7 protein-coding genes and 2 tRNA genes are annotated in these 9,758 nt (G+C 39.4%); 7 read left to right on the top strand and 2 right to left on the bottom strand.

Annotation, left to right across the window (positions count from 1 at the left end; all coding sequences use genetic code 11):
• Positions 1–1,668 (top strand): WD40 repeat domain-containing protein (locus tag JST56_03365; GenBank protein ID MBS1988008.1); only part of this gene is annotated, 1,668 nt, incomplete at its 5' end.
• A gap of 91 nt (positions 1,669–1,759) precedes the next feature.
• On the opposite strand, the gene JST56_03360 is transcribed toward JST56_03365, so the two are convergent.
• Positions 1,760–3,979 carry a hypothetical protein gene (locus tag JST56_03360; protein ID MBS1988007.1) on the bottom strand — a complete coding sequence of 740 codons (2,220 nt, stop codon included), beginning with the start codon at positions 3,977–3,979 and terminating at the stop codon, positions 1,760–1,762.
• A 235-nt stretch (positions 3,980–4,214) separates the two neighbouring features.
• Here JST56_03360 and JST56_03355 point away from each other — a divergent pair, with 235 nt between their 5' ends.
• From JST56_03355 to JST56_03330, 6 genes are all read left to right on the top strand, one after another.
• Complete coding sequence (locus JST56_03355; protein MBS1988006.1) at positions 4,215–5,639, top strand: MiaB/RimO family radical SAM methylthiotransferase; 1,425 nt, start codon at positions 4,215–4,217, stop codon at positions 5,637–5,639.
• Positions 5,640–5,671: 32 nt separating this feature from the next.
• Positions 5,672–5,745, top strand: a tRNA-Cys gene (locus JST56_03350).
• Between the two features lie 21 nt (positions 5,746–5,766).
• Positions 5,767–5,854: transfer RNA gene (locus tag JST56_03345), tRNA-Leu, on the top strand.
• Between the two features lie 421 nt (positions 5,855–6,275).
• Entirely contained in the window at positions 6,276–6,548 is a 273-nt protein-coding gene (locus JST56_03340) for an HU family DNA-binding protein (GenBank protein MBS1988005.1), read from the top strand.
• A 188-nt stretch (positions 6,549–6,736) separates the two neighbouring features.
• Positions 6,737–7,147 (top strand): hypothetical protein, encoded by a 411-nt coding sequence (locus JST56_03335; GenBank protein ID MBS1988004.1) that lies wholly within the window; start codon positions 6,737–6,739, stop codon positions 7,145–7,147.
• A 56-nt stretch (positions 7,148–7,203) separates the two neighbouring features.
• Positions 7,204–8,463, top strand: coding sequence for a type II/IV secretion system protein (locus JST56_03330; protein MBS1988003.1), 1,260 nt, complete (start codon positions 7,204–7,206; stop codon positions 8,461–8,463).
• A gap of 49 nt (positions 8,464–8,512) precedes the next feature.
• Here JST56_03330 and JST56_03325 read toward each other — a convergent pair whose 3' ends face one another.
• Entirely contained in the window at positions 8,513–9,724 is a 1,212-nt protein-coding gene (locus tag JST56_03325) for a M23 family metallopeptidase (GenBank protein MBS1988002.1), read from the bottom strand.
• Between the last annotated feature and the right edge of the window lie 34 nt (positions 9,725–9,758).

Genomic DNA, 9,758 nt, shown 5'->3' with positions numbered 1-9,758 from the left:
GTTGAACAAAATGCAACGCTTACCTTGCGTAATATGGCAATTAATGCCACGCGCAATAACCCCCTGGTTCCAGTTTTGAGATGCGGTGGAAATTCGGCACGCATAGCACTTGATAATGTCAGCGTGGGGCTTGCGAATGACTTTGTTTTTGATAAGGGAAGATTGTTTATTCATAACGATGTGGTGATGACCGGTACTCATACTTTTATTTATAAATCAGCAATGCCGCTTTTCGTTGATAGTTCAGGTATTTTAACGTTTGATCTTGGAACTGGATTTTCTTTTGCTCCAACCTCAACAGATCAACGCTTGTTTGTGCTCAAAGATGCCACAAGCGGTCTTTGTTTTAATGGATCTACTTTTAATGCAACAAGCACCGGTGTGCGCTTCACTAAGGGCAATATCTTTTTTGATAACAAGGTAGTAATTAATACTAAAACCGATGTTGAAGTAAGGGGTGCAACAGTATTGACCTCAACACGATATGGAAATGGCTTAGAAGCGCAGTCCTGGAGTCGTGATGGGAAATATCTTGTTGTAGGGGGAGCTTTTCCAGATCCAGTTGGAAGTGATTTAACAAAGGGAGAGTATATTGTTTTATACCGCTTTACAGGATCTACCTTGGTAACCGTGACAAGTCAAAGTTATTCAAATAACATTGCTGGACAGGTTGGCGGAGTTGAGTGGAGTCCTGACGGACAGTTTGTTGCTGTAGGAGGAGAAAGGCCAAGTGCTGGGTTAGGCGGCTTTAATAATACTGACGTATTACGAGTATATAAATTTACAGGATCATTATTAACTCCTGTTACGAGTGCTGCATTTCCAAGTAACACTTCAGACCGAACGCGTGTGAGATGGCGTCCAGATCAACGTTACATTGCTTTGAGTGGTGAAGTTGGTCCAGGGATGGATCTTTTAATTTATCGTTTCAATGGTTCTAGTTTAACCTTGACAACCAGTAGGAAGTATTCGAGCACAAATGGTGTTGATGATGCTGCGTGGAGTCCAGATGGTCGATTTTTAGCGATTGGTGGTGAAGGCCCTATTTCGAATGGAGCATCTGGATTTGCTAATACTAATGAGCTTCGTATTTATTCGTTTAACGGCTCAACACTTACGCCCGTTACGAGTCAGGCGTACGGGGGAGGTGCTGGTACAGTCTATAGTCTTGAATGGAGTCCTGATGGCAAATTTCTTCTTATTGGAGGATCTGGTGCTACAAGCGGTTCTGGTGGATTTGCCAATACGCATAATGTTCGTTTGTATGCTTTCAATGGCACAAGTCTAATGCCGCGTGCAAGTTTTGATGGGAAGGCTCCTGTTGATTGGCATCCCAGCGGATTGTTTGCAGCTGTGCAGAATAATGCTGGCAATGCTCTAGAAGTTTTGCGTTTTGATGGTGCAAGTTTGACATCGATCGCATCTGTTTCAGGAGGGGCTTTTATCGATTCAGAAATTCTGTGGGATCCTTCAGGATCTTTTCTTACTTCAGGTATGGACGATGTTACTCTTTATACAACTAATTTTTCTAATCCATTATCACAGCAGTTTTCAAAAGCTATCATATTTGGTGACAATGCTGCAGGAAGTGCTTCAAATTGCAATGTTGAGGTGCTTGGTGGAGCGCATGTGACGATTAATGGCGTTGTGAGTGATGATTCGGCGTAAGCGCAGTACTTACGCATAAAGCGATTATCGTTTAGCTGTTCTTTTGCTTTGTGTTAATAAAATCCCCGAATAGAGCATCTATTAAGATGCTCTATTCGGGGATTTTTTGTTTAAGTTGTTCAAAGACTTTCAGATGCTCGTTAGCATCATATTCTTGAAAATTCCAAGGAGTTGCAGGTGGATTTTTGAAATTATGTTTCAATTCCCATGCGGAACCGTCTTTAAGCATAAATTTGATACTACATTTGCCAGTTGCTTCCAATGTTTCAGGATCTACTTCACCTGTTGTTTCTACTATTAATTTCTCAAGTACAATTGTATCCGGGTATTCACCATAAATTTTGCGTAAGGCAGTTTCAAGTGGGTGTAAGTTTGGATTTTTCAAATTTACTCGAAGTGCTTCAAGGGTAAGGTTCAGATCATTTTTTCCTGTGAGTTGATCTATAATAATTTTTTTTGTTGACTCACGATTTTGTTGGTTGAGTAGTGCATGGCGAATAAAGTCTATTATTTTTCCTTGTGAAAAATTGCCCTGTGTATCATTGAGAATAATTTCTTGAATGAAGTGTGTTGTATCACGATGAATCATAGAAAGCAGCGCTGGAAAAAGTTCTGAAATACTTGTTTTAAATACAATTAACGGCTCTTTAGATTTTTCTTTTTTACTGGCGTTTTGATGTGCCGAATCTGCATATGAATAGAGATGAGAAAGATTGGATGCATGAGTTTTTGAAAATGTTAGCCAATTTTGTAAACCTTTTTTACGGTCTGACCATGCTGTTTTACTTGCTTTATCGAGAAGTAATTGGGCATTCGGAAGTGTTCTTAGATCAAAGTTCATTAAGTTAACTGCATCATCTTGCCCCAAAATAGGCTTTATCTCCAGAGGGACATTAATTCGTGCTGGATATATTAAAATGTTTTTTACACCGTTTTTTGTTTGTTTTGAGAGTGTTCCTTGTTTATTACGCAATATTTTTTCATAGGTAATAATAGGCTTATTTTCACGTTCATGTTTTTTTAAAAAAACTTTTCCAATGATAGTGATATCGTCGTCAGGATAAAGTGTCTGAATTTTTATGCCGCCCGGTAAAATTATTTGGGGGATAGTTTTGTTTCTATGAGCTTGAAGTAATTCATTCTTGCTTGCATGGAGCGTGGAAAGGAGATTGTTCAAAGCTGTTTTATCAAATGTTTTTATATGTTTTGCATACTCCATTAAAGTCTTAAAATCATAGCGTCCAGAGGTTCCCATCTCCCCGACCGATGCAACAATGTATGGAAAGTGAAGTTTGTAAGGAAGAAGATTTTGGTTAATATCGATCTTTCTATGAGACACTTCTAAATTGACTCCTCCAGCATAGCAACTTGATACCATCACAACACCGACGGTAAGGTTGGTGTCAAAAAAAGTTAGAAGGTCACTAAAAACATCAAGTGGTAAATCTGCGATAGCTTCTAATTTATATCCATGACCGCTTAAAAAAATGTCCCAAATAGGGTTGTAATGTTTAATTTTTTGAGCATTAAAAATATGTTTAAAATCATAAGCTTCTACGAATGGTAAGCCTTGTGGAAATAAGTCTTTATAGCTTAAAATTTTATGTAAAAGTTGCTCATACTCATCGGGATCGCCATCTATAGGAAGCAGGTGATTGAGGTCTTCTAAGGGCTCAGTATTAAAATAATCTTTTTGTTGCTGACTTAGAGTTTTTGGCAATGCAAGAAGTAATTGTGTTTCAGGAACAAGAAAGAGATCCCAATCAGCGTTTAAAAGTGAAATATCGCTTAAAACCTCTGAATTCGTGTTATTGCGCTTGCGATAAATAATATTGTGCAGGAGGCTATGGCTCACAATAATAGGAATAGTTTTTGCGTTGAGAGCGTTAATAAAATCATAAGAAACGGGATAAATTTCTTTTTTTGAAGGGGATTCATTTTCTGATTCATCATCCATGAAAATGCATAGAGGCATGTGAAGTTTTGCTTCTTCTAGAGCTTCTTGTTCAGCTTGGGCTTTCCATTTCGAGCGTTTTATCTGGGTTACTTGTGCTCGAGCACGAGAAGCTTTTTTTTGTTGTGCTGACCACCGTACACTTCTATGAATTTTGAGTTGCTCCCGGTGTTTATGAATCGGTTCAGCTTTTTTGCTCTCTATTTTAATTAAAAAGTCTTCATGTTCGTTTGGATTTTCGTTTATTTCAATAATAGATTCACTCTTATGTACATCCATTGCTTTGCAGGTGCCCGAAATAAATGATAGAGAGCTTATTCCAAAAAATAAGATAATCGCTAAAAATTTTATTTTCATACTGTTACCTATTTATCTTGTGAAATGTTTAAATAAATCAATGTATTTTATTTAATTATATTACAACTGAAAATAAAATAACAATAAATAAGGTGTGCTTGTTTATGCTTTCGTGAAGCTCAGGTTCAGTAATTGGGCAGCTTTATGAGATCTTGCCCATTTTATGATCTCGTTTATACTGAAATGCCCAATGAAATTTGATTTAAAACTGGTATAAAGCTGGTATTAGGAAGCGATGATTAACTACTTTTTTAAAACTTATGGCTGTCAAGCCAACGTTGCAGACTCTCAAGGCCTTGCAAAGTTTTTGGATGAACTTGGCTGTAAAGAGGTGCAAAACGAAGAGCAAGCCGACCTTGCTATTGTCAATACCTGTGCGGTACGTGACAAGGCAGAGCAGAAACTCTTCTCGTACCTTGGTGAGCTTGCCGAGCATAAAAAAGCTCGTGCTTATATGAAAATTGGGGTAATTGGATGTGTTGCCAGTTATAAGAAAAAAGAGATTTACCAGCGCTTTGACCTCGTTAACTTTGTGTATGGGGCTCGTGAAGAGTATGACACTCTGAAGGCATATTTGATGGATGCCGTCGTGAATCTTGAAACAACCAAGCAAATGTTTCAGAGCGCCCCTGATTTAAATGTTAAATCGGGTGGTCAAGATCGCGATGTTAAAAAAGTGGTACAGTTTAAAAAATTATTAAGTACACCTCGTTTTGTATCGTTGGGCCTTAAGAAAGCTGAAAAGAAAATTGCGGACAAACCGGGTGCTGAAAAGCCTTTAGAAGTAAACCGTTCATACGTGAATATTATGACCGGGTGTAATAAAGCATGTGCATATTGCATTGTTCCATTTACACGTGGTGGCGAGGTGAGTTATCCAATGGCTCAAATTTTGGACCGTGTTGCTCATGATATTGCCAACGGCGCTAAAGAAATTACGCTTATTGGTCAAAATGTTAATTCTTATATCGATCCAGAAACAGGCCATAAATTTCCAGAACTCATGCGACGTGTAGCAGCAATTGAGGGACAATTTTGGGTTCGATGGATCAGTCCTCATCCTCAAGATATGACGCGAGAACTTTTTGAAGTAATTGCTCAGCATCGCGATAAGCTTCCTGGGTATGTCCATTTTCCTGTACAATCGGGATCAGATCGCATTCTTGATTTGATGAAGCGTAACTATACAGCAGCACAGTATCTTGAGCAGATTGGCTGGATTCGTGAGCTGCTTCCTGGTGCAACAATTTCAACAGATATTATTGTTGGATTTCCAGGAGAGACTGAAGAGGATTACCTGGCTACGCGTGAATTGATGGAAAAAGTTAAGTACGATTTAGTTTATTCTTTCATTTACTCACCACGGAAATATACGCGTGCTGCAAATATGGAAGATACAAGTACCTATCAAGATAAACAAAAATGGCTTGAATTGTTGCAAGAACGCCAAAAAGAGATCTGTTTAGAAAAAAATTTACACAATATTGGAAAAACTTTTACATGTTTAGTTGAAAAACGTGTCGCACATGATAAACTTCTAGCAAGAACTGAAGGTAACGTTCGCGTACACTTTCAAGGATCTGACGATATGATTGGAAGTTTTGTTCAATTGTGTATACAAGAAACAGGTCCCGTTAATATGGTTGGTGTTCTTGTTTAGCCTTAAAGCGGCTTTGAAATAAGTAAAAAAAAGGCGGCATAGCCAAGTGGTAAGGCAGGGGTCTGCAAAACCCCGACCCCCAGTTCGATTCTGGGTGCCGCCTCCAAATTTTGAAATCATGAAATGTGCCGGGGTGGCGGAATAGGTAGACGCAAGGGACTTAAAATCCCTCGGGACAAAATCCCGTGCCGGTTCGAGTCCGGCCCTCGGCACCATCCTACCTACTACATGGCTACGGATGACAGGCCAATTTGGCAAGCAGAGTTTATTCTCGATATAATCGAGGAACAAGCTGTCACACTATAATTTTGAATCCTGCTCATTCTGGACGCTTCGTCGGGGCTTGAGCAATAAATAGAGTGTTTTATCACTTCGACAGGCTCAGGATAAACTCCGCTTTACTCTCTCCGAATCTATTCAAAAAACGCATTGTATTAATTTTTGCAAGTAATGTTGTAGTCAGATATTTTAGAAAAATATTTCTCCAAGAAGACAGAATACTCGGAAAATCGATGGCAATACTTGACAAAAGTTATTGGATGAACAATTCTGTCTTTGATAAAGAGATTTGTTTGTGTTGACGTGTGTTGTGTGGTTTCTAACGTTTAAATCCATCCTTAGGATGAGGAGTTTGTTATGAACAAGGCTTCGTTAATCGAGCAAATGGCTAAAGAAACAAAACTTTCTAAAACGATTTGCAAAAATGCTCTTGAATCTTTCATCAAAGCTGTTGAAGGCACCTTGAAAAAAGGCAAATCAGTTGTTTTGACCGGTTTTGGTACCTTTACCGTTATGCGCCGCAAAGAGCGTGTTGGTATTAATCCAGCAACAGGCAATAAGATGAAAATTCCTGCAAAGAAAGTTCCAAAATTCAAGCCAGGCAAAAAGTTAAAAGACATCGTAAGCTAAAAGTAATTTTAAGCTCAAAAGTCTTCGGCAGGAATAGTGCTTTCACGTTCCTGCCTTTTTTCATTGATGTTTATTATTATTGATATTCTGAATTTTTATCCAGAATAGTATTGAATTTTGCATTGTGTCTTTGTTATCTTGAAAATGTAATATTGAAACATAATTTTTAAAAATACAGGGGAGATGTCATGGCGGTTGAATCACACGTTGCTTCATTTATGGATCAAATTAAAAGTTTCTGGAATTCCTTTGATCTGAAAACAGTATCAGAGAAAATAGGCGGTTCATCGGCTCAGGCAGTTGAAGCAATCATCTTTTTTGGACTGAGCTTTGCAGCTGGACTTGTCTTGAAAAAGTACCTTAAAATTATTTTTGTTTCCTCGATTATTGCAGCGCTTTTGGTTTTTGCGTTGCATTACAATAACATGGTAACGATCGATTGGTCAGCGATTAAAGGCCTTTTTGGGTTTACTCCAGAAGTTGATGTTCAAACAATAGCAAAAATTATGGGAATGAGTTTGATTGACTGGGTAAAGCTTAATGTTTTAGCAACAGTGACCGTGGTGATTGGCTTTTTGTTGGGATATCGACTTGGCTAAAAAGAGCGCACGGTAATCAGGCTTAGATTTCTTATGATATAAAAAAGGTAGGGTACATGAACCATCGGGGGATGGCGCAGGCAATTTATACGTTGCTCGGACAAGAAGAGCGCATCAAGCGTAATCTTCAGCAAGACCCTGTGGTTACACTCGTGGATGCCTTATTGTACCAAGCAATTGTGGTGAATGCTTCCGATATTCACCTTCAACCAAGTGATACTCATGTGCGAGTTCGCTTTCGTATTGATGGCGTGCTGTATGACCAGCAGCCAATTCCGATTCTTTATCAAGAGCAAGTGATTGCTCGCCTTAAGGTTCTTGCTGCAATGGATATTGCCCAGCATCTTCTTCCGCAGGATGGTAAGTGTAAAATTCATGTAGCACTTACCAATCAAGATCAAACAAGCATCGAGAGGTTTATTGATATTCGTGTGGCAACTTTTCCATCGCTCTATGGCGAAAAAATGGTTCTCAGGCTTCTTGATCGTGATGAGCGATTGCTTACATTGAGCATGCTAGGTTTTTCCGATGCGATGTACGGTCAACTTTTATCAATCATTAAGCATCAGCATGGGCTTTTTTTAGTAACTGGACCAACAGGTGCTGGCAAGACAACAACGCTCTATGCTGTGCTATCAGCGCTCAATAAGCCTGGAAAAAATATTGTTACTATGGAGGATCCTATCGAGTACGAGCTTGAAGGGATTACGCAGACGCAGGTTAATCTTAAAACCGGTTTCAGTTTTGAAAATGGGCTTCGTTCGCTGGTTCGACAGGATCCCGACATCATGATGATTGGTGAGGTGCGTGATATTCCAACGGTGCACATTGCCGTTGAAGCAGCTCTGACAGGACACTTGGTTTTGAGTACATTGCATACTAATGATGCTGTTGGTGCGCTTTCAAGGCTTTTGGATATGGGCGTTGAGCCTTTTTTGATGAGTGCAAGTGTCATTGGAGTTATGGCCCAGCGGCTGGTACGTGTTTTGTGTTCTGCATGCAAGCAAAAAGTTGACGCTCCTGCAAGTATTCAGGAAGCGGCAATACGCTATTTAGGCCGATCGTTGACCGATTGTTATGTTCCGGTTGGTTGCCGCGCGTGCTTTAAGCTTGGATACAAAGGTCGAACTGGTGTTTTTGAGTTACTTGTTGTTGATGACCGCATCAAAGAAATGATCATAAAAAAAACATCACCTGCAGAGATTAAAACCTATGCGCAAACGCAAGGTATGATTTGCTTATTTGCTGATGGATTAAGAAAAGTTGAACAAGGGATCATCAGCCTTGAAGAACTTTTGGCGCTTATTCAGGAATAAAAAAGCCCCAGGCTTTTGACCAAGGGCTTTGAGATAAATCTAAAAATTCTTAGTGGATATTTGAAGTCCATTCAACAGGATCAACTTGTACACCTTGTACGAGCATTTCCCAATGTAAATGATAACCCGATGCATAGCCGGTCATGCCAAGGCGACCAATTGGGTTTCCTTTTTGAACAGTGTCTCCTACGTTAACATCTCCAAAATCTTCAAGATGCGCGTAGAGTGTAAAAATACCAAGGCCATGGTCAATAACAATTGTGTTGCCGGTCATCAAGAAACGGTCTTTGATGACTATTTTGCCATGCTGTGCAGCCCATACAACAGAGCGGGGTTGGTTGACTAGGTCAAGCCCTTTGTGATGATAGCGGCCACGCTGTGGGGTTGTTCTGACTTCGCCAAACGGTGTAGTAACGCGTTGAACTTCGATTGGGTATTCAAACGGGCCATTCCAGAGCTTTTTCTTTGGTGAATCCTGAACCCATTTATTAATTGCATCGCGCAAGATCTTGGTATTCATGCTTACCTCTTTTTCCTGCTCAAGCTTTTCTTCTGATACGGTGAATCCACGTTGTTTTTTAAATGCAAAAGGTTTTACTTGGATAGCGCAGGTAAGCTTAAGCGAATTACCGACAGCATCAGCAATTTCAGTTTGAGGTGTTACTTCAAGTGATTTTTCTTCGCAGTCGATGGGAATAAAACATTCATACAGTGTTGAGCCTTCAGATTCTGGATAGAAAAAATAGTCTTTGGATAAGAATGAAATGCGTCCTTGGGCTATTGGCTTATTCAATTGCATTTTTAAATGCAATGTTTTGCCTTGTTCTACGGTGTAACGTGGTTCAAGGTATTCAGCTTTGAGGGGCAAATTATCAACATAGAACGTTACTTTTTCATGTGCTTGATTTTGGTTGTAACTTGAATCAGTTGCTTCTACTTCAAAAGTATGAGGGCCATTTTCAAGATTTCCCAGGTCGATTGAAAGTGGAGACTCAAAGAGTTTTCTGCGAATAAATTTTGCTTCACCAAGATCATACTCTTTGCCATCAAGCCAAGCGGAGAGCGTTTTCACTTTGTACGTTCCGGTTGATTTTATTGCGCAGGAAAGTTTTTCTGCATATGAACCTTGATGAACAAGGCCAACAAAAGATATTTCTGGGGGAGTATTATGCGTAAAATAATTTACCGTTGAATTGCCAATCCAGGCAACAAGAGCAAAAATTGGGAGTGCGAAGAAAAAATATTTGATTTTGTTAAGCATGCAGGACTCAGTTTTTAAAGGTGGTTTCTACTTT

The organism is Candidatus Dependentiae bacterium (assembly GCA_018266175.1).
Classification (GTDB): Bacteria; Babelota; Babeliae; order Babelales; family RVW-14; genus JAFEAY01.
The sequence above is the reverse complement of the archived record's forward strand: the minus strand, read 5'-3'. Positions and strand labels throughout refer to the sequence as shown.

Coding starts and splice junctions, on each gene's coding strand:
- JST56_03330 (MBS1988003.1), top strand. CDS start 7,204: ATGAACCATCGGGGGATGGCGCAGGCAATTTATACGTTGCTCGGACAA.
- JST56_03325 (MBS1988002.1), bottom strand. CDS start 9,724: ATGCTTAACAAAATCAAATATTTTTTCTTCGCACTCCCAATTTTTGCT.
- JST56_03360 (MBS1988007.1), bottom strand. CDS start 3,979: ATGAAAATAAAATTTTTAGCGATTATCTTATTTTTTGGAATAAGCTCT.
- JST56_03355 (MBS1988006.1), top strand. CDS start 4,215: ATGATTAACTACTTTTTTAAAACTTATGGCTGTCAAGCCAACGTTGCA.
- JST56_03335 (MBS1988004.1), top strand. CDS start 6,737: ATGGCGGTTGAATCACACGTTGCTTCATTTATGGATCAAATTAAAAGT.
- JST56_03340 (MBS1988005.1), top strand. CDS start 6,276: ATGAACAAGGCTTCGTTAATCGAGCAAATGGCTAAAGAAACAAAACTT.